20 protein-coding genes are annotated in these 26,361 nt (G+C 67.6%); 12 read left to right on the top strand and 8 right to left on the bottom strand.

The window, feature by feature from the left end; genetic code table 11:
* Nucleotides 1-5: 5 nt before the first annotated feature.
* Complete coding sequence (locus tag AC5RVS_RS14790) at nt 6-980, top strand: M56 family metallopeptidase (protein ID WP_493987434.1); 975 nt, start codon at nt 6-8, stop codon at nt 978-980.
* Here AC5RVS_RS14790 and AC5RVS_RS14785 read toward each other — a convergent pair.
* Nucleotides 977-3,088, bottom strand: a complete 2,112-nt coding sequence (locus AC5RVS_RS14785) for a DNA gyrase/topoisomerase IV subunit B (RefSeq protein ID WP_494108708.1) — start codon at nt 3,086-3,088, stop codon at nt 977-979. The genes AC5RVS_RS14790 and AC5RVS_RS14785 overlap by 4 nt on opposite strands.
* Before the next feature lie 250 nt (nt 3,089-3,338).
* Between AC5RVS_RS14785 and AC5RVS_RS14780 the strand changes: the two genes are divergently transcribed.
* Nucleotides 3,339-3,560, top strand: a complete 222-nt coding sequence (locus AC5RVS_RS14780) for a DUF7455 domain-containing protein (RefSeq protein WP_493987436.1) — start codon at nt 3,339-3,341, stop codon at nt 3,558-3,560.
* Between the two features lie 241 nt (nt 3,561-3,801).
* Here the strand turns inward: AC5RVS_RS14780 and AC5RVS_RS14775 are convergent, their stop codons facing one another.
* From AC5RVS_RS14775 to AC5RVS_RS14760, 4 genes are all read right to left on the bottom strand, one after another.
* Nucleotides 3,802-5,076, bottom strand: coding sequence for an RNA polymerase sigma factor (locus tag AC5RVS_RS14775; RefSeq protein WP_494108707.1), 1,275 nt, complete (start codon nt 5,074-5,076; stop codon nt 3,802-3,804).
* Nucleotides 5,077-5,326: 250 nt separating this feature from the next.
* Nucleotides 5,327-6,529 (bottom strand): DUF4192 domain-containing protein, encoded by a 1,203-nt coding sequence (locus AC5RVS_RS14770; RefSeq protein ID WP_494108706.1) that lies wholly within the window; start codon nt 6,527-6,529, stop codon nt 5,327-5,329.
* 95 nt (nt 6,530-6,624) lie between these two features.
* Complete coding sequence (locus AC5RVS_RS14765; RefSeq protein ID WP_494108705.1) at nt 6,625-7,980, bottom strand: MFS transporter; 1,356 nt, start codon at nt 7,978-7,980, stop codon at nt 6,625-6,627.
* A 33-nt stretch (nt 7,981-8,013) separates the two neighbouring features.
* Complete coding sequence (locus tag AC5RVS_RS14760; RefSeq protein WP_494108851.1) at nt 8,014-8,952, bottom strand: proteasome assembly chaperone family protein; 939 nt, start codon at nt 8,950-8,952, stop codon at nt 8,014-8,016.
* Between the two features lie 314 nt (nt 8,953-9,266).
* On the opposite strand from AC5RVS_RS14760, the gene AC5RVS_RS14755 reads away from it, so the two are divergent.
* The 5 genes from AC5RVS_RS14755 to AC5RVS_RS14735 all read left to right on the top strand — a co-directional run bounded on the left by AC5RVS_RS14755 (nt 9,267) and on the right by AC5RVS_RS14735 (nt 15,388).
* Nucleotides 9,267-10,790 (top strand): leucyl aminopeptidase, encoded by a 1,524-nt coding sequence (locus AC5RVS_RS14755; RefSeq protein ID WP_494108704.1) that lies wholly within the window; start codon nt 9,267-9,269, stop codon nt 10,788-10,790.
* 180 nt (nt 10,791-10,970) lie between these two features.
* A complete protein-coding gene (gene lpdA, locus AC5RVS_RS14750) occupies nt 10,971-12,353 on the top strand; it encodes a dihydrolipoyl dehydrogenase (RefSeq protein WP_494108703.1) in 1,383 nt (460 codons plus the stop codon).
* A gap of 112 nt (nt 12,354-12,465) precedes the next feature.
* Nucleotides 12,466-14,256 (top strand): 2-oxoglutarate dehydrogenase, E2 component, dihydrolipoamide succinyltransferase, encoded by a 1,791-nt coding sequence (sucB, locus tag AC5RVS_RS14745; RefSeq protein ID WP_494108702.1) that lies wholly within the window; start codon nt 12,466-12,468, stop codon nt 14,254-14,256.
* 178 nt (nt 14,257-14,434) lie between these two features.
* Nucleotides 14,435-14,785, top strand: coding sequence for a hypothetical protein (locus AC5RVS_RS14740; protein ID WP_493987443.1), 351 nt, complete (start codon nt 14,435-14,437; stop codon nt 14,783-14,785).
* A 171-nt stretch (nt 14,786-14,956) separates the two neighbouring features.
* Entirely contained in the window at nt 14,957-15,388 is a 432-nt protein-coding gene (locus AC5RVS_RS14735) for an OsmC family peroxiredoxin (protein ID WP_494108701.1), read from the top strand.
* 73 nt (nt 15,389-15,461) lie between these two features.
* On the opposite strand, the gene AC5RVS_RS14730 is transcribed toward AC5RVS_RS14735, so the two are convergent.
* On the bottom strand, nt 15,462-18,956 hold the full coding sequence (locus AC5RVS_RS14730; protein WP_494108700.1) for a S41 family peptidase: 3,495 nt from the start codon (nt 18,954-18,956) through the stop codon (nt 15,462-15,464).
* 9 nt (nt 18,957-18,965) lie between these two features.
* Nucleotides 18,966-20,750, bottom strand: a complete 1,785-nt coding sequence (locus tag AC5RVS_RS14725; RefSeq protein ID WP_494108699.1) for a serine/threonine-protein kinase — start codon at nt 20,748-20,750, stop codon at nt 18,966-18,968.
* A 104-nt stretch (nt 20,751-20,854) separates the two neighbouring features.
* Between AC5RVS_RS14725 and lipB the strand changes: the two genes are divergently transcribed.
* The 3 genes from lipB to AC5RVS_RS14710 all read left to right on the top strand — a co-directional run bounded on the left by lipB (nt 20,855) and on the right by AC5RVS_RS14710 (nt 23,431).
* On the top strand, nt 20,855-21,571 hold the full coding sequence (gene lipB, locus AC5RVS_RS14720; protein ID WP_493987447.1) for a lipoyl(octanoyl) transferase LipB: 717 nt from the start codon (nt 20,855-20,857) through the stop codon (nt 21,569-21,571).
* Nucleotides 21,568-22,572: a lipoyl synthase gene (lipA, locus tag AC5RVS_RS14715; protein ID WP_493987448.1), complete on the top strand. Its 1,005-nt coding sequence runs from the start codon at nt 21,568-21,570 to the stop codon at nt 22,570-22,572. Before lipB ends, lipA begins: the two co-directional genes overlap by 4 nt.
* A 103-nt stretch (nt 22,573-22,675) precedes the next feature.
* The gene (locus AC5RVS_RS14710; RefSeq protein WP_493987449.1) at nt 22,676-23,431 is read left to right on the top strand and encodes a DUF4191 domain-containing protein; all 756 of its coding nucleotides are present in this window, start codon (nt 22,676-22,678) and stop codon (nt 23,429-23,431) included.
* Nucleotides 23,432-23,533: 102 nt separating this feature from the next.
* Here the strand turns inward: AC5RVS_RS14710 and AC5RVS_RS14705 are convergent, their stop codons facing one another.
* Nucleotides 23,534-23,971: an RDD family protein gene (locus AC5RVS_RS14705; RefSeq protein WP_493987450.1), complete on the bottom strand. Its 438-nt coding sequence runs from the start codon at nt 23,969-23,971 to the stop codon at nt 23,534-23,536.
* Nucleotides 23,972-24,207: 236 nt separating this feature from the next.
* Between AC5RVS_RS14705 and glnA the strand changes: the two genes are divergently transcribed.
* Together glnA and AC5RVS_RS14695 are read left to right on the top strand one after the other, a co-directional pair.
* Complete coding sequence (glnA, locus tag AC5RVS_RS14700) at nt 24,208-25,632, top strand: type I glutamate--ammonia ligase (protein ID WP_494108850.1); 1,425 nt, start codon at nt 24,208-24,210, stop codon at nt 25,630-25,632.
* A gap of 525 nt (nt 25,633-26,157) precedes the next feature.
* Nucleotides 26,158-26,289, top strand: coding sequence for a hypothetical protein (locus AC5RVS_RS14695; RefSeq protein ID WP_494108698.1), 132 nt, complete (start codon nt 26,158-26,160; stop codon nt 26,287-26,289).
* Nucleotides 26,290-26,361 lie beyond the last annotated feature (72 nt).

Below are 26,361 nucleotides of genomic sequence, written 5' to 3'. Positions count from 1 at the left end.
GCTGAATGTTCCTGGCCTCCTATCTGCTGGCCGCCATGGCGGTCATTTTGGCGTGGCCGGCTCCCATCCTGCTCTCTCGGGCACGCTGGACAGCCCGCAGTCCCGGGACGGCGCTGGTGCTTTGGCAAGCCATCGCCTTGGCCGGCGGCCTGTCCATGATCGGGGCGATGCTGACGTGGGGCCTGGAACCACTGGGCGAACACCTGCTGGCGGGCCTTCGTGGACTGACCGGCCTTTTGCTTGACGACAGCGCGGACACGGGCCTTGACCTGGTGCACGTGTTCGCGCTCAGCGCCGCCCTGCTGCTCTCCGTCCATTTGGTCTTCACGCTGCTGCTGACCTACTACAAGATCCGCAAGCAGCGCGGCCGGCACCGCGACCTGCTGAACCTGCTCAGCTCCCCGTCCGAGGACTCCCCGCGCACCTTGGTGATCAACCATCCGGCGCCGGTGGCCTACTGCCTGCCGGGCGGCGGCGGCTCGGTCACGGTGCTCTCGAACGGTCTGCTCGAGTTGCTCTCGCCGGACGAACTGCACGCCGTCATGACGCATGAAAAGGCGCATCTGGAACAGCGCCACGACCTGCTGCTGTGGGCCTTCGCCGCCTGGCGGGCGGCCCTGCCCTGGCTCCCCACGTCGAAGCTGGCCAGGACGGCCGTGAACGAGCTGATCGAGATGCTCGCAGACGACCATGCCCTGAAGACGTCGGACCGCGGGACACTGGTGCGTGCTATCGCCGTCGTCGCCGCCGGTGAGCGGCCGGCGGCCACGGCGGGCCCCGCCGCCGGCATCGGCGACCCCGCGAAGGCTTTGCTCGGCGCCGCCGAGGCGGAAACCCTTGTCACCGCACACCGGCTCCGGCGGCTGCTCTCCCCTGTTCCGGCCCTCAGCGGGGCAGCCCGGGCCGCGGTGCTGCTGGCCGCGGCATTGCTGCTGGCGGTGCCGACCGCCCTGCTGGTGGCACCCGGGCTGGCGGCCTAGGCGTCGATCCGTTCCCGGTCCAGCATCGAGGCGCCGGCCACGATGAACTCCTTGCGCGGGGCCACGTCGGAACCCATCAGCAGGTCGAAGGCGCGCTCGGCGGCTTCGGCGTCCTCGATCCGCACCCTGCGCAAGGTTCGGTGGCGAGGCTCCATGGTGGTCTCGGCCAGCTGGTCGGCGTCCATTTCGCCCAGGCCCTTGTAGCGCTGGATCGGCTCCTTGTACTTCCTGCCGTCCTGCTCCAGCGTGGCGAGCAGTTTGTGGAGTTCGTTCTCCGAGTAGGTGTACACCACCTCGTTGGCCTTGGCGCCATGATTGATGATCTCCACGCGGTGCAGCGGCGGCACGGCGGCGAAGACGCGTCCGGCGTCGACCAGGGGGCGCATGTAGCGGAAGAAGAGCGTCAGCAGCAGCGTGCGGATGTGCGCGCCGTCGACGTCGGCATCCGTCATGAGCACGACCTTGCCGTAGCGGGCGGCGTCCAGTTGGAAGCTGCGTCCCGACCCGGCCCCGACCACCTGGATGATGGCCGCGCATTCGGCGTTGGAGAGCATGTCGCCCACCGAGGCCTTCTGCACGTTGAGGATCTTGCCGCGGATGGGCAGCAGCGCCTGATGGTCCGAAGAGCGGGCCAGCCGCGCCGTGCCCAAAGCGCTGTCGCCCTCGACGATGAACAGCTCGGTGCGTTCGACTTCGTTGGTGCGGCAGTCGATCAGCTTTGCCGGCATGGATGAGGTCTCCAGCGCATTCTTGCGCCGCTGCGTCTCCTTGTGGACGCGGGCCGAAATGCGGGATTTCATCTCGCTGACGACCTTTTCCAGCAGCAGCGCGGATTGGGCCTTGTCCCCGCGGTTCGAGGACGCCAGCTTGGCGGACAGCTCCTTCTCCACCACCCGGGACACGATGGCGCGTACGGCGGAGGTGCCCAGGATCTCCTTGGTCTGGCCTTCGAACTGCGGCTCGGCCAGGCGGACGGTGAGCACCGCGGTCAGGCCGGCGAAGACGTCGTCCTTTTCGATCTTGTCGCTGCCGGCCTTGAGCTTGCGCGCGTTGGCCTCGATCACCTTGCGGAAGGTCTTCAGGAGCGCCTGTTCGAAGCCGGTCTGGTGCGTGCCGCCCTTGGGAGTGGCAATGATGTTTACGTAGGAACGGACCGTGGTGTCGTAGCCGATGCCCCAGCGCAAGGCCACGTCCACCTCGCAGTCGCGGTCGACCTCGGCAATCTTGCTGTGACCGTTTTCGTCGAGTACCGGAACGGTTTCCTTGAACTTGCCGGAGCCGTGGAAGCGCCAGACATCCGTGACGGCGCTGTCGTTGGCCAGGTACTCGACGAACTCGGCAATGCCGCCGTCGTGGTGGAACACTTCCTCGATCGGGCCGTCCCCGCCGGGGGTGCCGGCCATTTTGCGCGCGTCGCGCAGCGTGATCTTCAGCCCCGGCACCAGGAACGAGGTCTGCCGGGCCCGGTTCTGCAGCTCTTCGTAGGAGAATTTGGCGTCCGGGGTAAAGATCTGCCTGTCGCCCCAGTACCTGATGCGCGTGCCGGTGACGCCGCGCTTGGCGGTACCGACCACTTCCAGCTTGGAGCCGGTGACGAACGGCTCGAACGTGGACTCCGGGCCCGGCCCCCGGGCCGTGTCGATGAACTTGCCCGGCTCGCCGCGGCGGAAGGACATTTGGTATGTCTTGCCGCCGCGGTCCACCTGGACATCCAGGCGGGACGACAGGGCGTTGACCACGCTGGCGCCGACGCCGTGCAGGCCGCCGGAGGCGGTATACGAGCCGCCGCCGAATTTGCCGCCGGCGTGCAGCTTGGTGAACACCACTTCGACGCCGCTCAAGCCGGTTTTTGGTTCGATGTCCACCGGGATGCCGCGACCGTCGTCGTGGATCTCCACCGATCCGTCCGGGTGCAGCGTGATTTTGATGCTCTGCCCGTAGCCGGCCAGCGCCTCGTCGACGGAGTTGTCGATGATTTCCCAGAGGCAGTGCATCAACCCGCGGGAATCGGTGGACCCGATGTACATGCCCGGCCTTTTGCGGACGGCTTCCAGCCCTTCCAGGACGGAAAGATGGCGTGCTGTGTACTCAGACTTCGTTGGCGCCACGTGTACGAGTGCTCCTTGGCAGACAGAACTGCGGTCCTTGGCCGCGGCCCGCCGCGAATAACGGACCGTTACTAGGCTAATCCCCTTTGCGGGCGGGCTTGTGCACCGCGCCGGGGCGCACGGTGGCATGTGACGCAGCTCCCGGCTGTTACCGACACGTGATACGCGGTGAGCGAAAGTTGCCCCATCTTGCGAAGATTTACGCGCTTCGGATGGTTCTATGGATAGACGCACTCGTAAGGAGGTCATCATGACAACAGCAGTAGCCCCCCGTGAACTGACCGCATTGGACCGATGCGACCGGTGTGGCGCCCAAGCCTATGTACGGGCTGTCCTGGCCTCCTCCGGCGGCGAACTCCTCTTCTGCGGGCACCATGCCCGGCAGCATGAGCCGCAGCTTCGCTCCAAGGCCTCGGAATGGCAGGACGAGACCGGCCGGCTGACCGAAAAGGCCGGCGCCGCCGCCGAATAGGTTCTCCGGGAACAGCTGCAGCCGCAGCCCGTCCCCGGTGCGGTCCGACAGGTCCGCGCGGTACCCCGATCAAAGGGCGCCGTTCCCCGCAAGGGGAACGGCGCCCTTGGCGTTTCCGAAGGCGTTTCCGCCGGCGCATACGGGCCTGGATACGGCGCGGGCTCTCTCCCCTTCCCGTGCCCCCCGGTTAACGCAGCAGGGCCGGCCCCTGCGGGTGCCGGCCCTGCTGCGCAGTCGGATATCAGTCCAGGTAGTCGCGCAGTACCTGCGACCGCGACGGGTGCCGCAGCTTGGACATGGTCTTGGATTCGATCTGGCGGATGCGTTCACGGGTGACGCCGTAGACCTTGCCGATTTCGTCTAAAGTCTTCGGCTGGCCGTCGGTCAGCCCGAAGCGCATGGCCACCACGCCGGCTTCGCGCTCGGACAGTGTGTCCAGCACCGAGTGGAGCTGCTCCTGCAGCAAGGTGAAGCTGACCGCGTCGGCGGGAACCACGGCTTCGGAGTCTTCGATCAGGTCGCCGAACTCCGAGTCGCCGTCTTCGCCCAGCGGCGTGTGCAGCGAGATCGGCTCGCGCCCATACTTCTGGACCTCGACGACCTTTTCCGGCGTCATGTCCAGTTCCTTGGCCAGCTCTTCGGGAGTCGGCTCGCGGCCCAGGTCCTGGAGCATTTGGCGCTGCACGCGGGCCAGCTTGTTGATGACTTCCACCATGTGCACCGGGATGCGGATCGTGCGGGCCTGGTCCGCCATGGCGCGGGTGATGGCCTGCCGGATCCACCAGGTTGCGTAGGTGGAAAACTTGAAGCCCTTGGTGTAGTCGAACTTCTCGACGGCGCGGATCAGGCCCAGGTTGCCTTCCTGGATCAGATCCAAGAACAGCATGCCGCGGCCGGTGTAGCGCTTGGCCAGCGAGACCACCAGGCGCAGGTTGGCTTCCAGCAGGTGGTTCTTGGCGCGCTTGCCGTCGTGGACAATTTGCTCCAGGTCGCGTCGCAGGCGCGTCTCCATGGTGCCGTCGTCCTTGGCCAGCTTCTCTTCGGCGAAGAGACCGGCCTCGATCCGCAGGGCGAGGTCGACTTCCTGCTCGGCGTTCAGCAGGGCGACCTTGCCGATCTGCTTCAGGTAGTCCTTGACCGGGTCTGCGGTGGCGCCGGCGGAGACTACCTGCTGGGCGGGGGCGTCGTCGTCGTCGGCGTCCGAGTAAACAAACCCGGAACCGGTCTCGCCTTCCTTGCCCTTCTTGGCGCCGGTTTCCTCGGCGGCTTCTACATCTTCCTCCGTGGGCTCCGGCTCAGCTTCGGGATCCTCGTCGACTTCTTCCGTAGCCAGCCCGGCGGTGTTCGCCTCATCCTTTTTGGCAGCGGCACCGGGCTTGCGGCCGCGCCGTTTGGGAGCAGCTTCCGCCGCTGCCGCTGACTGGGCGCCCGCGCGCTTGGTCGTCGCGGACTTTTTCGGAGCGGAGGCAGCAGTCTCCTCATCGGGAGCTGCAGCAGTCTTCTTGTCCGGTGACACAGAGAACCTTTCGTACGGCGGTCTGTGACGCTACCTGCGGGTAACACCACTATGACCCTGTCAAGTCCGTGAATGACTTCAAACCAAACCACGGACGCAGGGTCTGCAAGGCATAACCTGTTCCGCGGCGACGGTATTCCCGCAGGAACTACCGCTGTTTGAAACACGAACCCAACCGGGTCTCGGTTCCCATTGTCTCACGATTCAGACCGCCGGATGAACTGGTTTTCGACCATCGCGGACGCCGCGGTCATGCCGCCAGGTGCCTCCGGCCCGGCCAGGCCGTCTCCCGCCGGCGCGCCCACACCGGCAGCATTCCGCTGCCCGCCAGTTCCTGCACCAGTTCCGCAAGCCGGTAGCCAGGCAATTCGCGCAGGCAGGCTTCCGCCCGTTGATGCGCATGCGAACCGCGCCCCCGTGCCCATTCGATCCAGGCATGCAGCGTGCCGGCGGCGGCGCGGGAGCGCCCCGTTCCGACGGCGTGCAGGTGTTGGAGCAGGTGGGCCGTGGCATCCACGCGATCCCAGTCCGGAGCGTGGGGCGAGTCGCCGATCAAGATCCTTGACCAGCCCCGGGCCGCCGCAGGATCGCCGGATCCGGGCAATGGCTCCGTGGGCGGCACCGCGTCGGTCGCCCCGTCCGTGTCCTGGAGGAGGCCGGACGCATCCGCCCACCGGTACGCGGTCTCGGGGCTGCTGCAGGCGAAGATGGCAACGCCATCCCGGACCGCGTTGTCGGTCAGGCTTGCGAGCAGGAATGCCTGTGCTTCCGCCGTGACGGTTCCGGCCCGGTGCGCGGCCAGGGAATGCTCCCAGCGGCAGAGGGTATGGAAGTAGAAGGCCGGATGGGTCCACCCTCCCGCGCGTCCCTCGGCGAGCCGATCCGCCTCCTGCTGTATACCGGCCGCCGCAGCGGGCGCCGCGGACGTTGCCGGTGACGGTGCTTCGGCGGCCTCTGCCGCGGATGCCGCATAGGTGCTGCCGCTGTAGACAAGTTCGGCGTTCAACGCACTGTCCCGGATCTGTGACACCGGCCGCCCGGGCATCGGGCAGCATCCGATGTCGCCGCAGTAAAGCTCGCGCCAGTGCTGCGGGCCCACCGTCCAGCCCCCGCGCACCGGCAGTCCGGCGGCGGACAAGGAACGGCCGAGGGAGGCTACGAGTCGGGCGTGAGGCGGCCGGTCCGGCGAACGCCAGGGGTGGTCCGTGTAGAGAATCAGCAGCGCGGAGTCGGCGTCCTCATCGGAGCGCAGATAGTCCGCCGCTGTGTCGGTAAACAGCTCGAGGTGGCAGCTGTCCTCGCTGGTGGGGAGGTCCAGGCGGAGCGTCGCGCCCAGGCGGCCCCGGGAAAGGGCCAGCAGCACCACGCTGTCGGCGGGAAGGAATCCCAGCGCATGCGGCACGAAACCCAGGACGTCGACGGGCTGGCGGGCGGTGAACTTCTTCTTCTCCATGACAGGAGCCTTCCGCTGCGGCCGGCCCGGCCGCTAGCCGACGGGTCGCCGCTGTGGACGGTGGCCCTGGCGAAGGCCTTGTGGAGGGAGGGTGCTCAACCGCCCCGGGTTCCGCCGTTCCCCCTGCGTTCCCGGATCCGTTCGCGCCGCCGGCGGCGCTCCCGTGCCAGCGCGTCACGCAGCGGCGGCACGGTGATCCCTCCGTGCGACATCCGGGTACGCACTCGTTTGCGCACGGCCAGCATCGCCAGCGTGCCCGCGATCAGGAACAGGAACTGGAGGCTGAAGGCCAGCTTGAATGAGTCCAGCGCGTACAGGTCTCCCTGGGAGAACCCGCTGGCCAGCAGGGCGTCAAGGACGACGCCCATGCCGAGCATTACCAGCAGCGCCGAGATAAAGCCGCCGACGTTGACGATCCCGGTTGCCGTTCCGGCGCGGCTGAGCGGATTGAAGGTCCTGGCGAAGTCGAAGCCGATCATGGACCCCGGTCCCCCGACGGACACGGCCATGACCAGCAGCAGAAGCAGCCAATACGGGGCAGGGCCGGGGTAAACCAGCACGCACAGCCAGGCCGCCGACATTGCCGCAACGATCAGCAGAACCATGGTGGAGCGCCTCAGGGGATGCCGGCCGACCCAGCGTCCCAGCAACGGGCCGGCGACGAAGGAGGTAAGGACCGCGGCCGTCATCAGCACCGAGGCTTCCGTCGGCGTCAGGCCCTGGGCCGAGACCAGGAACGGGTAGCCCCACATGAGCATGAATACGTTCGCGGGGAACTGGAGCGTGAAATGAGTCCACAGTCCCAGTCTCGTACCCGGTTCCCGCCACGCCTCGGCCAACGACGCCCCGGTCTGGCGCAAGCTCGGCTGCGGGGCCTTCCGCTGTTGGCCCGGCTCGTTGCGGACCACCGCGAGGGCAAGGACGAAGGCCACCGCCGAGAGCGCGGCAACGGAGAGGAACGCCGGCGTCCAACCCGCAAGGTTGAGGATGGCCACGAAAGGGATGACGCTGATCAGCTGGCCGATCTGACCCAGCTGGCCGGTCAACTGGGTCAGCAGCGGTATCCGCTTCCCGCTGAACCAACTGGGCAGCAACCGCAGCACGGACACGAAGGTCATGGCATCGCCGGCACCGACCAGGACGCGTCCGGCCAGCCCTTCGGGAACCGAGGACGCGAAAGCCAATGCGGTTTGCCCGGCCAGCATCAGCACGGCTCCTCCGGCCACCATCATCCGCGGCCCGTACTTGTCCACCATCAGGCCCACGGGTATCTGCAACCCCGCGTAAACCACCAGTTGAAGCACGGTGAACGTCGACAACGCGGCGGCGGTGGCATCAAAGCGCTCAGTGGCCTGCAGGCCTGCTACGCCAAAGGTTGTCCGCTGGGTGATCGCCACCAAGTAGGCGAATATCCCGCTCCCCCACACCCACCAAGCCCGCCGCGAATCCATTGCTCCATCTTGCCCACGGCCCGGGGCAAGGTACTAATCGGCGTCGCCGGACCCTGCGGAGGCTCCTTCGCCCCCGCCGTCGTCCGTGGCAGGCCGGGTGGCCAGGAAGGCCTCCACGGCCGCGCCGATTTCGTCGGCGTCGGGAAGCTCTTCGTTGTCCTTGACCAGCAGCGAGCGGCGCTCTTCGTGCCCCGCGTACTCGTCATACCGCTCTTCCAACCGGCCGACGACCCGCTGGACGTCGGCAGAATCCTGTACCTGCCGGTCGATCTGGCTTTCGACCTCGCGTCCGGTCTCGCGCAGCCGATCTGTCGGCAACGTCAGCGAGGTGGCGGCGCCGACGTACTCCAGTGCCGCGACGGCGGCCGGTGGGTACTGGGCGTCCGACAGGTAGTGGGGCACATGGATGGAATAGCCGACGACGTCGCGCCCGGCCTCGGCCAGGCGCATTTCCAGCAGCGGGCCGATGCCGGCCTGCAGCTCCGCCTGGGGCTTCCAACTGGTGATCCCGTCGATCAGGTCCTGCCGCGAGCCGTGGACGGTGACGCCGATCGGGCGGGTGTGCGGCACCGGCATCGGAAGCGACTGGACCCACGCGACCAGCCGGGTCTGGAGCCGGTTCGCCAGCCAGACGACCGCCCGGGAGAACCGCTCCCACTGGTAGTCGGGTTCGGGACCGGTCAACAGCAGGAACGGCGTGCCGAGCCCGTCGACCAGCCGGTAGAGCTCGATGGCGGGGGCTTCGTAGTCGGTGAAACGGTCGCCCGCGAAGGTGATGCGGGGCCGCCTGCTGCGGTAGTCCACCAGTTGGTCGACGTCGAAGGAGGCGACCAGCTGTGCATCGAGCTCGTCGAGCAATTCGTCGCCGATCTGCTCCACCACATGACCGGCTTCGGCTGCACCGGTAAATCCCATGACGAGATCAAGCCCGCGCAGCGCAGGCGAGTCGAACAACTCCGCGTTGGTCGACATCAGCGACTGTGGATCCAGCAATGTGCCCTCCGTTCCGGCATCGTCTTTCCCTGCCGTGCATGGCTCTCTAGCAATGTTCAGCGCCCGGGCGGGCGGAAAAATTCCTGCACTGCTGGCCGTGACAGCGCGTGCGCGGCACCGGATCCGGTGCCGGAGAGACTACGATCGACAGGTGCAGGCCCTGTTCCGGCCAACCTCTAAAGGCTCATTCCTGCTGGAACTACTGTAAACACAACGGTAAGCAACCGGTGAGCGGCGGCGGGCACCACCCGTCCGGCGCCGGCCGGCTGAAGGAGAAGTTAGGACAGATCTGCGTGATCCCCACGACCGAGCTCAAGCTCAGCGCCATTGCCAAAGATGTCAAAAAGGCCAAGTCCAACGCCCTCGTCATTGCGGTCGGACAGGACGGCGATGGTCCGGTCCTGCTGGAGAATCCGTTGCCGGCCAAGGCGTCGAAGACGCTGCAGGAGTCCCTCCCGCTGCTCGGTGTAACCGGGGCCGCCGACGAGGTGCACCGCCTGCCGGGGCTGCCCGAATCCGGGGCGGATGTGGTGGTGCTGGCGGGCGTCGGGAAATTGCTGCCCGGGCAGGCGCTGACGGAAGAAACCCTGCGCCGCACCGCCGGCTCGGCCGTGCGGCAACTCGCCGGGGTCCGGTCGGTGGCCCTCGGCCTGCCGGCCGGAACGGTCGCCGAAGCCGCGGCTGTTGCCGAAGGCGCGGCCCTGGGGGCCTATGACTTCAGCGATCACCGCACCCGCGGGGCCGGGGTCCGCGGCCCGGTGGCGGAAGCCACCGTCATCACGCCGGTCGCCGGCGATAAGGAACTGGCGAAGGCGCTCAAGCGGGCCTCGGTGCTGGGACGGGCGGTCAATGCGACGCGCTCCCTGGTCAACCAGCCGCCGAGCCACCTGTACCCGGAGTCGTTCGCCGAGGCGGCCACGCAGATGGCCAGGAACCTGCCGGTCAAGGTCACCGTCCTGGACGAGAACCGGCTGGCCAAGGACGGCTACGGCGGCTTGACCGGCGTCGGCAAGGGATCCAGCCGCCCGCCCCGCCTGGTCAAGGTGGAATACGCGCCGGTCCGGGCCAAGGCGAAGCTCGCCTTCGTGGGCAAGGGCATCACCTTCGACTCCGGCGGCCTCTCGCTCAAGCCGGCCACGGGCATGATGACCATGAAGTGCGACATGGCGGGCGCGGCCGTGGTGCTGAACGCCGTCCTGGCCATCGCCGAGCTGGGACTGCCGGTGAAGGCCACCGCGTGGCTATGCCTGGCGGAAAACATGCCCTCCGGCACCGCCTCCCGTCCCTCCGACGTATTAACCATGTACGGCGGCAAGACGGTGGAAGTGCTGAACACGGACGCCGAAGGCCGGCTGGTCATGGCCGACGGACTCGCTGCCGCCAGCGAGGAACATCCCGACGTCCTGCTGGACGTCGCCACCTTGACGGGCGCGCAGATGGTCGCGCTGGGCAGCCGGGTGGCCGCGGTCATGGGCGAAGAACCGGTACGTGATGCCGTCAAGGCCGCCGCTGACAGGGCGGGGGAACTGTTCTGGCCGATGCCGCTGCCGGAAGAACTTCGTCCCAGCCTGGACTCGCAGGTGGCAGACCTGTCCAACATGGGCGACAAGTACGGCGGCATGCTGACCGCCGCGATCTTCCTGCGCGAGTTCGTGGGCGAATCCGGCGGCGTGCGCATCCCGTGGGCCCACCTGGACATCGCCGGTCCGGCCTTCAACGAAGGCTCTCCGCACGGCTACACCCCGAAGGAGGGCACCGGCGTCGCCGTCCGCACGCTGGTTGCCTATGCCGAGGATGTGGTGGCCCGCAGCTCCTGAGCCTGCATCCCTCGCCACTTCCCGCGTGAATCCGCACACAATCCGGCCTGTTGGGGCCGTCACCAACTAGATGATGGTATGCGGGAGGGCTAAGGTGAAACCCAACCAACTTCGTTCGTCAACCCCAATCAACTCATCGACGTGTCACCACACGTTGCGAACACGCGAGGGAGCGTTCACGTGGCCGATTCGGCAACAGCGCAAGAATTCGACATCCTGATCCTCGGCGGCGGCAGCGGCGGTTATGCCGCTGCCCTGCGCGCCGTGCAGCTGGGCTTCAGCGTCGGCCTGGTGGAAAAGGGCAAGCTCGGCGGCACCTGCCTGCACAACGGCTGCATCCCCACCAAGGCGCTGTTGCATTCGGCCGAGCTGGCCGACCATGCCAAGGACGCCGCGAAATACGGCGTGAACGTTAGCCTCGATTCCATCGATATGGCTGCCGTCAATGCCTACAAGGACGGGGTCATCGCCGGGAAGTTCAAGGGCCTGACCGGCCTGGTCAAGTCCAAGGGCATCACCGTCATCGAAGGTGAAGGCAAGCTCGTCGGCACGGACACCATCGAGGTCGGCGGCACCGCCTACAAGGGCAAGAACATCGTCCTGGCCACCGGTTCCTACTCCAAGACCCTCCCCGGCCTGGAAATCGGCGGCAAGGTCATCACCTCCGACCACGCCCTGAAGATGGACACCCTGCCCAAGAGCGCCGTGGTGCTCGGCGGCGGCGTCATCGGCGTCGAGTTCGCCTCGGTCTGGAACTCGTTCGGCGTTGACGTCACCATCGTCGAGGGCCTGCCCTCGCTGGTGCCCAACGAGGACCCGGCCATCATCAAGCAGCTGGAGCGCGCGTTCAAGAAGCGCGGCATCAAGTTCAACACCGGCGTTTTCTTCGACAAGGTGGAACAGAACGACGACGGCGTGGTGGTCACCCTCGCCGACGGCAAAACGTTCCAGGCCGACCTGATGCTGGTCGCCGTCGGGCGCGGGCCGAGCACCGCAGGACTGGGCTTCGAGGAAGCCGGCCTCACGGTTGACCGCGGCTTCGTGATCACCAATGAGCGGCTGCACACCGGCGTCGGCAACATCTACGCCGTCGGCGACATCGTCCCGGGCGTCCAGCTGGCCCACCGCGGATTCCAGCAGGGCATCTTCGTGGCCGAGGAGATCGCCGGCAACAAGCCGGCCCTCATCGAAGACATCAACATCCCGAAGGTCACCTACTGCGACCCGGAGATTGCCTCCGTCGGCCTCAACCAGCCGCAGGCCGAGGAGAAGTTCGGCAAGGACAACGTGGAAACCGTCGAGTACAACCTGGCCGGCAACGGCAAGAGCTCGATCCTGGGCACCAACGGCATGATCAAGATGGTCCGCGAAAAGGACGGCCCCATTGTGGGCATGCACATGATCGGCGGCCGCATCGGCGAGCAGATCGGCGAGGCGCAGCTGATCGTCAGCTGGGAAGCCTACCCGGAGGACGTCGCGGCGCTCATCCACGCGCACCCCACGCAGAACGAGGCCCTCGGCGAAGCCGCCATGGCGCTGGCCGGCCGCCCGCTGCACGGGTAACAAGCCCTCCGCTGGTGCACCCGTCCCCGCCGGACGGGTGCACTAGGCTCAAGACAAGACTCGATGTACCGGCCAGGCCGGAAAAATAGACTCAAAGGAGAACGGGCACCACATGTCTGAAACCGTGAACTTGCCCGCCCTCGGTGAAAGCGTCACCGAAGGCACTGTGACCCGCTGGCTGAAACAGGTCGGCGACCGGGTCGAAGTCGACGAACCCCTGCTCGAGGTGTCCACCGACAAGGTCGACACCGAGATCCCCTCTCCGGTAGCCGGTGTGATCGAAGAGATCCTGGTGGCTGAGGACGAAACCGCCGACGTCGGAGCCCCGCTGGTGCGCATTGGCGACGGTTCCGGCTCAGGCGAGGCCGCCGAAGCAGCGCCGGCGGCGCAAGAAGAGGCGGAAGCCCCCCAGCAGGAGGCCCCCCAGCAGGAGGCCCCCCAGCAGGAGGCCCCCCAGCAGGAAGAGCCCCAGCAGGAGGCTCCGAAGCAGGAGGAGCCGCGGCAGGAAGCCCCTGCCGAGGAAGCTCCGGCCGCCGGTTCCGGCGAGGGCACCGAAGTCACGCTCCCGGCCCTGGGCGAAAGCGTTACCGAAGGAACGGTCACCCGCTGGTTGAAGCAGGTGGGCGACACGGTCGAGGTCGATGAGCCGCTGCTCGAGGTCTCCACCGACAAGGTCGACACGGAGATCCCGTCCCCGGTGGCCGGCACGTTGCAGGAAATCAAGGTCGCCGAGGATGAGACCGCCGAGGTCGGTTCAGTGCTCGCCATCATTGGCACCGGTGCCGGCCCCGCCAAGGCGGAGCCGAAGGAAGCGGAGCCGGTGGCCGCCGCGCCCGCCGAGGACCGCGAGGCCCCGGTGGCGGAACCGGCCGCCGAAGCTCCGAAGGCCGAGGCGCCCAAGGCGGAGGCTCCGGAGGCAGCAGCCCCCCAGGCTGCACCTGCCCCGGCCGCCGCCGAGTCCGCCGCCGGCCCGGACGCCGGCTACGTCACCCCGCTCGTGCGCAAGCTGGCCAACCAACACGGCGTGGACCTGTCCACCGTCAAGGGCACCGGCGTTGGCGGACGCATCCGCAAGCAGGACGTTATGGAGGCAGCCGAAGCCGCCAAGCCGGCCGCAGCTCCCGCAGCTCCCGCAGCCGCCGCCGCCGCAAAGGCTCCGGCGGAGGCGGCGGCCTCGGCGAAGCGCGGCACCGTCGAGAAGGCGCCGCGGATCCGCCAGGTGATCGCCCGCCGGATGCGCGAATCGCTGGACGCTTCCACCCAGCTCACCCAGGTCCACGAGGTCGACATGACCAAGGTGGCCAAGCTGCGCGAGCGCGCCAAGAAGTCCTTCCAGGAGCAGAACGGCGTCAAGCTGACCTACCTGCCCTTCATCGCCAAGGCCGTCGCGGAGGCGCTAAAGCAGCATCCGAAGCTGAACGCCGGGTACGACGAGGAAAAGCAGGAGATCACCTACCACGACGCCGAGCACCTGGCCATTGCGGTGGATACCGACAAGGGCCTGCTGGTCCCGGTGATCAATGACGCCGGCAGCCTGAACCTGGCCGGCCTGGCGGGCAAGATCGCCGATGTTGCCGCACGTACCCGCAGCAACAAGATCGCTCCCGACGAGCTCTCCGGCGGCACCTTCTCGATCACCAACATCGGCAGCGTCGGGGCCCTCTTCGACACGCCGATCATTAACCAGCCGCAGGTGGGAATCCTCGGTACCGGCGCCATCGTCAAGCGGCCCATGGTGGTCCAGGATGAGAACGGCGACGATTCTATCGCCATCCGTTCGATGATGTACCTGTCCCTGACCTACGACCACCGTTTGGTCGACGGCGCAGATGCCGGCCGTTTCCTGCAGACGCTGCGGGCGCGCCTGGAAGCCGGACAGTTCGAGGCGGACCTGGGCCTCTAGCCCGGACTGCCCCGCGCGACGCACGAATCAGCGGCGGGCTGCGTTCCCCAGTGGACGCAGCCCGCCGCTGTGCTCTGCCGCCCTCGGCCCCCCAGCCGTACTACGCAAGGTAGAAAAACCCCGTGCCGGCCCGGCATGGCGCGGATCTGGGCGCTTCCCCGGCCGATAAGCTGGGCCCATGGACATCCTTTACAACATTTTCGTCTTCCTGCATATCGTCGGTGCTGCCATGATCGTCGGCATTTGGATCGGCAACATGAAGAAGCCCACCGTCCACCCCCGCCAGTTCGACGGCGCCGCCCTGCAGCTCATTACCGGCATCATCATGATGGGCCTGATCCCGGCCTTGGCCATGGACGCCGACTACGTAAAGCTGACCATCAAGCTTGTCATCGGGCTCGTCGTGGGCGTCCTCGCGTTCATCGGCCGCCGCAAGTACAAGGCCGGCGAGCCGATTTCGGCCGGTCTGGCCCACTCCGTGGGCGGCCTGGCGCTGCTGAACGTCGCCATCGCCACCCTCTGGAACTGACCTTACGAATTCCCGCGCTGCGGCCGGCCCCGACCCGGGGCCGGTCGCAGTGGCTTTAACGGTGCCGCCGGACAGCCCGGCGCAACTCCCCTAGGATGAGGATGACGGCACCGGCCGACTCTGGCCGGGACCGGCGGAAAACGCATCCTGTACATCGACCAAGGAGGACACATGGCTACAACACGTTCTGCCAGCACCGAGTGGAACGGCGACCTGTTTAGCGGCGCCGGCCAGACTACGTTCGAAACGTCCGGGATCGGCACCTACGATGTCACCTGGAAGGCACGTGCGGACCAGTCCGAAGGAATGACCAGCCCCGAAGAACTGCTGGCCGCGGCCCACGCCACCTGCTACTCAATGCAGTTCAGCAACATGCTCAAGGAAAACGGAACCACCGCGGAGAGCATTAAGACCTCGGCGGCCGTGGATTTCGTGCCGGGCACCGGCATCACCGAGATTCGCCTGACCGTGAACGCGACCGTGCCCGGGATCAGCGAGGACGACTTCCAGCGCCTGGCCTCCGGCGCCAAGGACACCTGTCCTGTTTCCGGCGCCCTGGCCTCCGTCCCGAGCATCACGATTGATGCCACCCTGGCCGGCTAGCGCACAAATCTTTCGTTGAAGAACCCCGGGCACCTTCGGTGTGCCCGGGGTTCTTTAGTGTTCAACCCGGCGCTCAGCCGGCCTCCTGCGGACGCGGCGGCAGCGGTCCGGGGCGCAGCACGGGATAACCGGCCCGCGCCGGCGGCTGGTCGGTCGGCAGTTCGCCCAGCATCTCCTTGAGGATGCCGACGCTGTGCTCCAGCTGCGGGTCCTCCCCCGCCCCGTACGCATGGGGCGGGAACGGCACCTCGATGTCCGGGTCCACCCCGTAGTTTTCCACGCCCCAGCCCACGCCCTGGGTGAACCAGAACGCGTACCGTGGCTGCGTGACACCGGTGCCGTCGGCCAGGGAGAATTTCGCGTCGATGCCAACCACCCCGCCCCACGTCCGCGTCCCGACCACGGGACCGATTCCGCGCAGCTTGCTCACCTGGGTGATGATGTCGCCGTCGGACCCGGCGTATTCATCGGTGAGGACGACGACGGGGCCCCGCGGCGCATGTGCCGGGTACGTGCCCGGCTGCTCGCCGCGCGCGAGGTTCCATGCCGTGACCTTGCGACCGATCAACTCGGCCACCAGCTGCGAGGTATGGCCGCCCCGGTTGCGCCGTACGTCGATGACGAGCGCGTCCTTGGCGGTCTCCACATCCAGGTCGCGGTGCAGTTGTGCCCAGCCGCGCGCCACCATGTCCGGAATGTGAAGGTACCCGAAGCGTCCGTTCGATGCCTCGCGGACGTTGCGGCGGTTCCCGGACACCCAGTTCTGGTACCGGAGCCGCTCCTCGTCGCGGATGGGGACCACCGCGATCCGCCGCTGCAGGCCGGCTTCCGGGCTGCCCGCCCCGTTAACGATGGTCAGTTCAACGGTCTTGCCGGCCGCGCCGACCAGCAGCGGCGCCGGGCCTGCCAGCGGATCCACGGGGATGCCGTCCACCGCCGCGATCACGTCACCCGGGTCGACGGCTGCGCCCGGAGCAGTCAGCGGGGACAGCGCCAGCGGATCCGATGATTCTCCGGCGAGGATCTTCTGCACGGTCCAGCCCGCCTCGGTCCGCGTCAGGTCGGCGCCGAGCCGTCCCTGTTTCCCGGAGCCAGGTTCCGCGACCGGCGGGGGCGAAACGTACGCATGCGAGGTGCCGAGTTCGCCGTGCAGCTCCCAGAGCAGGTCCACCAAGTCGTCATGCGACCCAAGTCGTTCCACCAGGGGCCGGTAACGGTCGTAGACGCCTTGCCAGTCCAGCCCGGCCATGTCCTCGGCCCAGTAGAAGTCGCGCTGCAGCCGCCAGGCCTCGTCGAACGCCTGTCCCCAGACCCTGAGCGGTTCGAGCGTGACCCGGATCCGGCTCAGGTCGACCTGCACGCTCTCGGGCGAGTCGTCGTCGACCTTCCCGGCGGCCGGCACGGCCTTCACCTGCGCCTTGTGCACGTACACGATCCGTTTGCGGTCCTGGGACACCTCATAGGCGTCCACGGCCGGCACCAGCACGGAAACCTCCCGGCGGGAGAGGTCGAACCGCTCCAGCCGCTGGGACTGCTCCGGTTCCTCCGCCGACGCGCGTCCCTCTCCGGTGACACCGGCGGGATCACTGGCCAGCCACAGCAGGGCTCCTTCGACCGCGCTGAGGTCCGTGTAGCGGCCTTGCTGGACCGGGACCGGGATGATCCGCTCGGCCAGCCGTTCGGCGTCCACAACCACCTCAGCGACGGCGGACGGGGTTTGGTCCTCCCCGTTCGGGGAACCGTTTGGCTCCTTCCCAGCCGCCGGCGGTGCGTCCGGCAGCGTGCCGTGCACCGACGGGCCGAACGGCGAAGACGTGGCAGCGGCCAGGGCCACGAGGAACGGCTTGGTCGATTCGGGGAAACCCAGATCGAAGCTGTGGGTGGAATAGACCGGATCGAAGCTCCGTTCGGAGAGGAACGCGGCGAACTTGCCGTCCGGCGTGAAGGCCGGCCCATGGTCGCGGAAACGTCCGTCGGTCACGTCGACGATGCCGCCGGTGCCGTCGGCCCGGGCGAGCCGCAGGCGGGTGCGGGTACCCTCCGCGGTCACCGGCTCGGCCCACAGGATCCAGCGGGAATCCGGTGAAAAGACCAGCTCGCTAACGGCCCCGTGGTCGGTGCCGGAGAGGCGCCGCAGCTCCCCGTTTCCGGCGTCCAGGACCAGTACCTGCCCGTATTCGGTGGCCACTGCCGCCAGCGACCCGTCCGGACTGGCGGCAAGCGCGCTCACCCGGTCCGGTCCGGGCAGCTCCACGCGGCGCAATTGCTGCGGCTCCAGCGCTTCGGCGGAACGCGCGTCCGGTTCCCGGCTCTCCGTGCCGACGCCTTGCTTTCCGACGGAACGCACCTCCACGATGGGCTGGGATTGGGTCGGATGGACGACGGCGGAGGCGGACACCGGGCGGGGCAAGCCGTCGGGCTCCGGTTCGGCCGGGGCCGGCGCGGGTGCGGCGGGAGCAGGCTGGTCGCCGCGGGGAAGTTGTTCGAAGACCTGGCGGATGTAGAGGGCTTCCTCGCCGTCGTGGTCGGCGACGTAGACCACGCGCGTGTCACCGAGGGGCCGCGCCAGCCGGGCGCGGACGCCGGCCGTCGATTCCACCGCGCGCGAAGGCCCGTCCCGGTGGGTCAGCCAGTGCACGGTGCCGTGCGTTTCGATGACGGACGCGGTTCCCTTTGGATTCGGGACGGCGGACGCCAGGTGCTGTGCCACGTTGAGTGGGCGGCCGCGGCGGCTCGTGGATGCCGAGCCCAGCGTGATCTGGAGCCGGCGCGGTGCCGCGTCCAGGGAATCGAGGAGCCAGAGTTCACCGGCGGATTCGAAGACCGCCCGGTTGCCGTCCGTCGCGGCATGGCGGACATAGAAACCGTCGTGGTCTGTGTGCCGGCGGAGGTCTGTTCCGTCCGGCCGCACCGAATACAGATTGCCGTAGCCTTCGTGGTCGCTCAGGAACGCGATCCGGTTGCCGATCCACATCGGGTCCGCCAGGTTGCCGTCGAGTTCTGCCGCCAAGCGCTCGAACTCGCCGCCTCCGTCCCGGTCGATCCACAGCTTGCCGGCCGTACCGCCGCGGTAACGCTTCCACCAAGCCGGTTCGCGCGAGAGCACGCTCCCGACCACCAGCGGACGCTCGTCGCCGAGTTCCGGCCCGAACGCGATCGAGTCGACGGGCCCGAAGGGCAGGACCCGGGCGTCGGAGCCGTCCAGCGGCACAGCATAGGCCCAGGTATGACGCGACTCTTCGCGTTCGAAGGAACTCGTCACCAGGGCGTCGCCCGAAGGCGTGAATCCTTTTACCCTGGTGGAGGCATGCCCCCAGTACGTCAGTTGGCGGAACCCTCCGCCGTCGACCGATGCCGTGACGGCCTCGGGCGCGCTGGCCTGCACCACACCCCAGGCCAGGTGCTGTCCGTCCGGCGAGAACCTGGGGTTCCTGGCCGGCAGTTGCAGCGACGAGACACGCCACGCCCGGCCGCCGGCAATGGGTGCAACCCACACGTCGTCCTCTGCGACGAACGTGACAAGATCGCCGTGCACGTGCGGGTAGCGGAAGTAGCTCGATGAAGTCATGCCTCGATCTTAGTCACGGCCCGCGCCCGCTCTGGGGTCATCGGAGCGGCGGGGCGCCTCATGGACGGCCTGGATCAGCCAGCCGGCGTCCTGCCTCACCATCTCCAGTTGGACCCGTTGCACGCTGGGTTCGGCGCGCCGTCCCACCACGCTGCCGTCGGCGGTCACCTGCCGGAACGCCGACGTGGTGACCGTCGCGGCCACCGTTTCCTTTCCTCCGCCTTGCGCCGCCGGATCAGCGGTTGCGTCCTCCACCGTGGTTTCCAGGCCCTCGAGCCAACTCCCCGAGCCTTCCAGTGCCGCGATGATCTCCCGGTCCGTGTCCATGACGGCCGTTCCGGGGACATTCACCCGGTCGAGGAGCATTGCATCGCGCGTCCTGACCGCTTCGGTGCGCAACCAAGCCAGGGCAGGCACGGCCGCGGCCGCATCGTCGCCCCGCAGCGCCTGTGCCAGGGCCGCCGGCAGGACCCGGGCCTCGGGGGGAGAAGGCGGCTGTCCTTCGTGCTGCGCCGTGGACACCTGTTGCACGGACTTGCCGCGGCCAGGCGACCGCGCGGCGTCTGGGTCGTTGGGCGGAGCAGGCGCCAAGGCGCCCGCCAGGGCGGACAGCAGTCCCGCTGCCGCCGCCGCCGAGGTGATCGCCAGTACTGCCTTGGCCCACCGGCCGGCGGCCGGCCGGGCATCGCCCCGGGACAGGGGCCGGGCATCGCGCCGGGACAGGGGCCGGGCATCGCGCCGGGACAGGGGCCGGGGAAACGGTGGCAGCGGTCCCCAGTCCCGGCGGCCCGCCGCCTTTCCCGCCGCCGGCCGCCGGGTCAACAATTGACTGGCAACGGTAGGATGCGCCGACGCCGTCAAATCCAGCGCGTCCGGCTTTGCGGCCCGAATCGCCCGGCGGGCGAACTCCGCCGCCGAGGGGCGCTCCCCTACACGCTCGGCCAGTCCGTCTTCCAGGAGGGCCACCAGATCATCCGGCACCTGGGGCACCAACGCCGCCAGCGGCGGCCGCTGTGCGGTGGCACCGGGCACCCGGCCGGTGAGCGCGAACCACCCGAGGGCTGCCAGCGCATAGATGTCCGTTTCGGGATCCAGGCAACCTCCGCCGGACCCGCTCCTCGGTGCCCCGAACCCCGGCGTGCCCGCCGCCGGCGGGCGGTCGCTGCCCAGCGCACGGGCGACACCCAGGTCGGCCAGCAGCGGCTTGCCCACGGCGGTGAACAGCACATTGCCGGGCGAGACGTCTCCGTGCACGGTCCCGATCCCGTGCAGGTAATCCAGAACCTGGGCGATTGGGGTCAGAATCGTCACCACCTCGCCCACGGCCAGCGGTCCGCGGGCGGCGACGAGTGCCGCGAGCGAGCCGCCGGCAGCATACTCCAGCAGCAGCCCGGGCCCGCGATCAGTTTCCACGTGGCCATGGACGGGCAGCAGGTGCTCATGCCGCGCGCCCGCCAGCAGCAACAGTTCATGGTCGGCGGCGGCAGCAGCCGCGGTCCCCTGCTGCCCCTCCGCGGCAATCGCCCAGGGCGCTGGCTCGCCCTCCCCGGCGGCGGATCCGTGCCGGGCCGCGCGGCGCACCGGCGGCGGGCCGCCGGCGTCGTCGGTGGAGGGAGCAGGCGGCGCGGACAGCACCTTCAGTGCATACTCCGTTCCGGTCGCCGTCTCGCGGACAAGCCAGACCGAGGCTGATGCGCCACTGCCCAGCCATCGCTGCACGTGCAACCCCGCCGCCGCGGGACGCGGCGGTTCCGGCTCGACGGAGGCTGCGCCAAGTGTCTGCCCATCTTCCATGGACCACTTCTACTCCGTTCGGCTGTGGGCTGCAGGAGTTATCCACAGCAATTGGGGCGCTACACAAATAGCAGTGCCCGGCCCTCGAAGCGTAGTCTTGCTGAATGGCTCTTGAGTTTTCACGACTGGGCTTCGCCCCTGACTACGTCGACTATGAAGAAGGCTGGGCGCTGCAGCGCAAGCTGCACGCTGAAGTCGTGGCTGGCACGGCGCCCAGCACCGTGCTGTTGCTCGAGCACAGTGCCGTCTACACCGCCGGCAAGCGGACCGAAGACCATGAGCGGCCGCTGGATGGCACCCCCGTGGTCAGCGTGGACCGTGGCGGCAAGCTGACCTGGCACGGCCCCGGCCAGTTGGTGGGTTATCCCATCGTGGCCCTTCCCGATCCAACCCGGGTGGCCGATTACGTCGACATCCTCGAGCAGGTCCTGATCAACGTGCTCGCCGGTTACGGCGTGGCCGGCACCAGGATGGAGGGCCGCTCCGGCGTCTGGATCGAGGCCGACGAGCGCGGCCCCGCCCGCAAGATCGCCGCCATCGGCATCCGCGTCAACCGCCGGGTAACCATGCACGGCTTCGCGCTCAATTGCCGGAATGACCTGGCACCCTACAGCCAGATCATTGCCTGCGGCATTACCGACGCCGGCACCACCACCATCCAGGCCGAGACCGGGCTGGACGTGGCCCCGGCCGACATCGCAGACCGGGTGGAGGCAGAACTCCGCTCGTTCGAAACATCCCTGGTCAAGACGGGCACCCCCGGACCCGCGGCCACCGACACCGACACTGGCCACCGCCAGACCGAAGGAGCCCTGTTGTGACGCTCGCCCCTGAAGGACGCCGCCTGTTGCGCGTCGAGGCCCGCAATGCCGCCACCCCCGTGGAGCGCAAGCCGGACTGGATCAAGGCAAAGGTCAATATGGGCCCCGAGTACGTGGGCATGAAGAACCTGGTCAAGAAGGAGGGGCTGCACACCGTCTGCGAAGAGGCAGGCTGCCCCAATATCTTTGAATGCTGGGAAGACCGCGAGGCAACCTTCCTGATCGGCGGATCCGAGTGCACGCGCCGCTGCGATTTTTGCCAGATTCACACGGGAAAGCCTTCACCCGTCGACATCCTGGAACCCACCAAGGTCGCCCAGTCGGTCCAGCAGATGAACCTGCGCTACGCCACCGTCACCGGCGTCGCCCGCGATGACCTGGCCGACGAGGGCGTGTGGCTCTACGCCGAGACCATCCGGAAGATCCACGAACTCAACCCCGGCACCGGCGTCGAAATCCTGATTCCGGACTTCTCCGGAAAGCCCGAACACATCGCGGCCATCTGCGAAGCCCAACCGGAGGTGTTCGCGCACAACGTGGAAACCGTGCCCCGGATCTTCAAGCGCATCCGGCCGGCCTTCCGCTATGAGCGTTCGCTGGACGTCATCACCCAGGGCCGCGACCACGGCATGGTGACCAAGTCCAACCTGATCCTGGGCATGGGCGAGACGCGCGAAGAGATTTCCGAGGCGCTGCGCGATCTCCACGCCGCCGGCTGCGACCTGGTGACCATCACCCAGTACCTGCGCCCGACCGAGCGCCACCACCCGGTAGAGCGCTGGGTGAAGCCGGAGGAGTTCGTGGAACTGAGCCAGGAGGCCGAGGAAATCGGCTTCCTGGGTGTGATGAGCGGACCGCTGGTGCGCTCGTCCTACCGTGCCAGCCGTCTCTGGGCCACCGCCATGCGCAAGAAGGGCCTGGAGCTTCCGCCCCAGCTCGCGCACATCGGCGAGTCCGGCAGCACCCGCCAGGAAGCCGCCACGCTGATGGCTGCCCGGTAACCGAACCGCCGGAACCGCGGTCCGGGAGCCTGCCGGCTGCCGGACCGTTGCCGTGTCCGCATCCGGCACGAGAGCCTCCTCCGTCACGATAGAATTGGACATTATGGCCCATAGCACCGATTCCGACGCCCCGAAGCGGGGTCTCTTCTCACGCAAGCCCAAGGCTGGGAAACCGTCCAAAGCCAACAAGCAGCCCGGCCGGCTGAAGCAGATCGGCCAGGTCTTCCGGATGACCCGGCGCAACGACCCGAATGTTGTCTGGTTCATGCTGCTGGCGTTCCTCGGCATCGTCGCCGTCGGCCTGGTCATTGGCCTGCTGATCAACAACTGGGTCACGCTGCTGATCATCTCCGTCCCGCTGGGCCTGCTGGCCGCCACCTTCATCCTGTCGCGGCGCGCCGAACGTGCGGCGTTTTCGCAGATCGAGGGCCAGCCCGGTGCTTCCGGGGCGGCGCTCAGCGTGCTGCGCCGCGGCTGGATCCTGCAGGACCAGCCGGTGGCCGTGAACCCGCGCACCCAGGACGCCGTATTCCGCGCCGTGGGCCGCCCCGGCATTGTGCTGGTCACCGAGGGCCCCTCGCACCGGGTGCGGCAGCTGGTCGAGTCGGAGCGGCGCCGGATGCGCCGCATCCTGCCCAACGTCACGATCCATGTGATCGAGACGGGCCGCGGCGAAGGCCAGGTGGAGCTGAGCAAGGTGGCCAAGACCGTGCAGAAGCTCAAGAAGGAACTGACCAAGCAGGAAGTCAGCGCCGTGGACAAGCGGCTGTCGGCCCTGGGCAGCAACAAGCTCCCCATCCCGAAGGGCGTGGACCCGTTCAAAGCCCGCCCGGATCGCAAGGCCATGCGCGGACGCTGATCCTCCCGCCTGACACACCGAGAGGCTGCCGGTTCTCACCGGCAGCCTCTCGGGTTTAACGGGTTGGCGTTGATCGGGGTTGAAGCACCCTTGGGCGCTGCCTCAGCGGCGCACCAGGACGGTGCCCATGGCACGATCGTGGAACCCGCGCTGGTCGGGGTCGAAAATGACCGCCGGAATCACCAGGCACAGGAGGGCGGTACGCACGACGGCGGCCAGCAACCCGGGCGCGGAGCCGTCGAGTTTGCGCACGTGGATGCCGAGCAGGCGGTGGCCGAAACTGTAGCCGAGCGTCCCCACCAGCAGCAACTGCTCGACGGCGAACACTGCCAGGATAGCGAGTTGGTTGCCGCCCAGGAAGGCGTTCGCGATCGCATAGCACAGGAGCCAGTCAATGAGCAGCGCCACCATCCGGCGCCCCGGACGCGCAATCGAGCCGGAGCCGGACTGCGGGAGCCCGAGCCGCTGCCCGGGCCATTTCTGGATGTTGGACTGCGGGGGGCCTTCGAGCCAGGAACCAAGATCGCGTCTGCTTACCACCCCTCAAGTTTACCGGTCACGCCTGCCGCCGGCTTCCCCGGGGTTCAGGCCCCGGATTGGCTGCCGGTAAAGCGAGAGGACCACTGGCGGTAAACTTGCTGTGCACATCGATTTCGTAACCTGCCCGAAACAATTGCGACACTGTCGGGAAATTCCCTGCTCCTATTGTTGTAACTGTTGCCGGCCCCGTTCAGCGGAGGCAGGTTCCCCCAGAATGCGTAAGGAGCATGACCCCGATGTTCAAGAATGCGGACGAGGTCCTCAAGTACATCGCCGACGAAGACGTGAAGTTCGTCGATATCCGTTTCACCGATCTGCCCGGCGTCCAGCAGCACTTCAACGTGCCGGCCAAGACCGTTGACGCGGACTTCTTCGTGAACGGCCAACTCTTCGACGGCTCCTCGATCCGCGGCTTCCAAGGCATCGCCGAGTCCGACATGCAGCTGATTCCGGATGTTTCCACCGCCTTCATCGACCCGTTCCGCGTCGAGAAGACGCTGGCGCTGAACTTCTCCATCGTGAACCCGCGCACCGGCGATCCCTACCACCGCGACCCCCGCGGCGTGGCCGAGCGCGCCGAAGCGTATCTTGCCTCCACCGGAATCGCCGACACCGCGTTCTTCGCCCCGGAAGCCGAATTCTTTATTTTCGACGACGTCCGCTACCAGTCCAGCCCCGAGCATTCCTTCTACAGGGTGGACTCGGTCGAGGCGTACTGGAACTCCGGCAAGAGGGAAGAAGGCGGGAACCAGGGGTACAAGACCCCGGTCAAGGGCGGCTACTTCCCCGTGGCCCCCACCGACAAGCAGGCGGACCTGCGCGACGCGATCTGCGTGGAACTGGACGCCGTGGGCCTCGAGGTCGAGCGCTCCCACCACGAGGTCGGTGCCGCCGGCCAGGCCGAGATCAACTACAGGTTCAGCACCCTGACGCACGCCGCCGACGATCTGCTGAAGTTCAAGTACATCGTCAAGAACGTTGCCGACGCCTGGGGCAAGTCCGCCACGTTCATGCCCAAGCCGGTCTTCGGCGACAACGGCTCCGGCATGCACTGCCACCAGTCGCTCTGGACCGGCGGGCAGCCGCTGTTCTACGACGAGAAGGGCTACGCCGGCCTCTCCGACACCGCCCGCTGGTACATCGGCGGCCTGCTCAAGCACGCTTCCGCGGTGCTGGCGTTCACCAACCCGACGGTGAACTCCTACCGCCGGCTGGTCAAGGGCTTCGAGGCCCCGGTAAACATGGTCTACTCGCAGGGCAACCGGTCGGCCGGCATCCGCATCCCGATCACCGGCTCCAACCCCAAGGCCAAGCGCATCGAGTTCCGCGCTCCGGACCCCAGCTCCAACCCCTACCTGGCCTTCGCCGCCCAACTGATGGCAGGCCTGGACGGCATCAAGAACCGCATCGAGCCGGCCGACCCGATCGACAAGGACCTGTACGAGCTGCCCGCCGAGGAAGCCAAGGACATCCAGAAGGCTCCGGGTTCGCTGGAGGAAGCGCTCGAGGCACTGGAGGCGGACAACGAGTTCCTGCAGGCGGGCGGTGTCTTCACCCAGGACCTGATCGACACCTGGATCGCCTACAAGCGCGAAGAGGAAATCGCGCCGCTGGCCGCCCGCCCGAACCCGTACGAGTTCGAGCTCTACTACGGCTGCTAGCGGGTTTCCGCGGCTAAACGGGGTTTAGTCCGCAGGGAGTCCGCACGAGCCGCCAGCACTTCGGTGACGGCGGCCCGTGCGGACTCTTTTTTGTCCGGAAAGGGCGCTGAACAAGCTCGAGAGCATGTCTCGTCTAACCGGGTCAGGATGGCAGACTAACGCGCGGCGCCTGCTCCAATTTGCCCCGGAGGCCCCCCAAGTAACCGGTGCGGCGAATAAAGGCACCCAGCGAGAGGAACAGCCCCACAGTCCCCTTTTCCGCGGAGCTGTTCTCTCATCCTCTGAGCATCTCCCCTATCCCCATGTAGGGCCCCGCCGGGAGCACAACGTTATACCTCTGCCACCTCGCCGGATAGACCTTCTCCCCCAAGATTTTCGCAGAAGTGGCGGCGCTCAAGGCTCGATTCCGATTGCTAGACGGGGCCTATCAGTAAGGCGGCAAGCGTTGCTGCTGTTCGACCTAGGGACGTTGAGATTCTTTGCCTATCTGGTGACAAGCTCTAACGGCATCAATAGTGTCAGGGCATGAGCCAGGGCATACATGAGTGGAACCGGAAACAACAGCGGCTCATGCTGGTGGCTTTATTCAGCACGCTCATCGTTTCCTGGCTCAACATGGGTCTGTCCTTCGTTGGCTCATCGGAATCGAGAGTGTAGATAGCGTTGGCGCGTCGGTGTCCGGATAGAGGTCGAGGTCTTCCGATGATGGAAGTTCCTACACTGTCCATC

The sequence above is a fragment of the Arthrobacter sp. Y3221048 genome, from assembly GCF_059092685.1.
Note: the sequence above shows the minus strand (reverse complement) of the source record. Positions and strands in the feature narration are given on the sequence as shown.

What these genes read in the sequence shown, in the direction of transcription:
- AC5RVS_RS14790 (WP_493987434.1), top strand. Translation starts at nt 6, where the DNA reads ATGTTCCTGGCCTCCTATCTGCTGGCCGCCATGGCGGTCATTTTGGCG.
- AC5RVS_RS14780 (WP_493987436.1), top strand. Translation starts at nt 3,339, where the DNA reads ATGACAACAGCAGTAGCCCCCCGTGAACTGACCGCATTGGACCGATGC.
- AC5RVS_RS14770 (WP_494108706.1), bottom strand. Translation starts at nt 6,529, where the DNA reads ATGGAGAAGAAGAAGTTCACCGCCCGCCAGCCCGTCGACGTCCTGGGT.
- AC5RVS_RS14765 (WP_494108705.1), bottom strand. Translation starts at nt 7,980, where the DNA reads ATGGATTCGCGGCGGGCTTGGTGGGTGTGGGGGAGCGGGATATTCGCC.
- AC5RVS_RS14760 (WP_494108851.1), bottom strand. Translation starts at nt 8,952, where the DNA reads ATGTCGACCAACGCGGAGTTGTTCGACTCGCCTGCGCTGCGCGGGCTT.
- sucB (WP_494108702.1), top strand. Translation starts at nt 12,466, where the DNA reads ATGTCTGAAACCGTGAACTTGCCCGCCCTCGGTGAAAGCGTCACCGAA.
- AC5RVS_RS14740 (WP_493987443.1), top strand. Translation starts at nt 14,435, where the DNA reads ATGGACATCCTTTACAACATTTTCGTCTTCCTGCATATCGTCGGTGCT.
- AC5RVS_RS14735 (WP_494108701.1), top strand. Translation starts at nt 14,957, where the DNA reads ATGGCTACAACACGTTCTGCCAGCACCGAGTGGAACGGCGACCTGTTT.
- AC5RVS_RS14730 (WP_494108700.1), bottom strand. Translation starts at nt 18,956, where the DNA reads ATGACTTCATCGAGCTACTTCCGCTACCCGCACGTGCACGGCGATCTT.
- AC5RVS_RS14725 (WP_494108699.1), bottom strand. Translation starts at nt 20,750, where the DNA reads ATGGAAGATGGGCAGACACTTGGCGCAGCCTCCGTCGAGCCGGAACCG.
- lipB (WP_493987447.1), top strand. Translation starts at nt 20,855, where the DNA reads ATGGCTCTTGAGTTTTCACGACTGGGCTTCGCCCCTGACTACGTCGAC.
- AC5RVS_RS14710 (WP_493987449.1), top strand. Translation starts at nt 22,676, where the DNA reads ATGGCCCATAGCACCGATTCCGACGCCCCGAAGCGGGGTCTCTTCTCA.
- glnA (WP_494108850.1), top strand. Translation starts at nt 24,208, where the DNA reads ATGTTCAAGAATGCGGACGAGGTCCTCAAGTACATCGCCGACGAAGAC.
- AC5RVS_RS14695 (WP_494108698.1), top strand. Translation starts at nt 26,158, where the DNA reads ATGAGCCAGGGCATACATGAGTGGAACCGGAAACAACAGCGGCTCATG.